Annotated in this window: 1 protein-coding gene and 1 pseudogene; both read left to right on the top strand. The window is 69.6% G+C overall.

The features are described from left to right. Nucleotides 1-627: SufD family Fe-S cluster assembly protein (locus OEY_RS0117220; protein WP_010595082.1), on the top strand; the 627-nt coding region annotated here is incomplete at its 5' end. Then, nucleotides 628-1,084: pseudogene (locus OEY_RS0117215) on the top strand (Fe-S cluster assembly protein SufD); the annotation flags it as partial.

The raw sequence follows: 1,084 nt of genomic DNA, 5'->3' as shown, positions 1-1,084 counted from the left end.
TACACGACGATCCAGAACTGGTCGAACAACGTCTACAACCTCGTCACCAAGCGCACCAAGGTCGAGGCCGGCGGCTCGATGGAGTGGATCGACGGCAACATCGGCTCCAAGGTCACCATGAAGTACCCGGCCGTGTGGATGATGGGCGAGCACGCGCGCGGCGAGGTGCTCTCCGTGGCGTTCGCCGGCGAGGGCCAGCACCAGGACACCGGCGCGAAGATGCTGCACCTGGCGCCGCACACCTCCTCGACCATCGTGTCGAAGTCCGTGGCCCGCGGCGGTGGACGCGCCTCCTACCGCGGCCTGGTGCAGGTCAACAAGGGCGCGCACGGGTCGAAGTCGACCGTCAAGTGCGATGCGCTGCTCGTCGATCAGATCTCCCGCTCGGACACCTACCCGTACGTCGACATCCGTGAGGACGACGTGACGATGGGGCACGAGGCGACCGTCTCCAAGGTCTCCGACGATCAGCTGTTCTACCTGATGAGCCGCGGCCTGACCGAGGACGAGGCGATGGCGATGGTGGTGCGTGGCTTCGTCGAGCCCATCGCCAAGGAGCTGCCGATGGAGTACGCGCTCGAGCTCAACCGCCTGATCGAACTGCAGATGGAAGGGGCAGTCGGCTAAATGACTGCGGAAGCGAAGAACCCCCCCGCCACCGGCTCGCCGGTCGTCGCCACCGGGGTGCAGGGAGCCGCGCGCTCGGAGAAGGCCGCCGGGCCGGCCGTGAACAAGGGGGAGGTGTTCACGTCGTTCGACGTGGACGCCTTCGAGATCCCCTCCGGCCGCGACGAGGCGTGGCGATTCACCCCGCTGCGCCGCCTGCGGGGCCTGCACGACGGCACCGCGGTCGCCGACGGCACCGCCACCGTGGAGGTCACCCCCGTGGACGGCGTGCAGGTCGAGACCGTCGGCCGCGACGACACCCGCCTCGGCGAGGGCGGCGTGCCCGCCGACCGCGTCGCCGCCCAGGCCTACTCGGGCTTCACCACCGCCACCGTCGTCACGGTCGGCCGCGAGGTCGAGGTTCCCGAGCCCGTCACGATCACCGTCACCGGCCCCGGCGAGGGCAAGGTCGCGTTCG

The organism is Rhodococcus sp. P14, assembly GCF_000256505.1.
GTDB lineage: Bacteria > Actinomycetota > Actinomycetes > Mycobacteriales > Mycobacteriaceae > Rhodococcus > Rhodococcus ruber.
The sequence above is the reverse complement of the archived record's forward strand: the minus strand, read 5'-3'. Positions and strand labels throughout refer to the sequence as shown.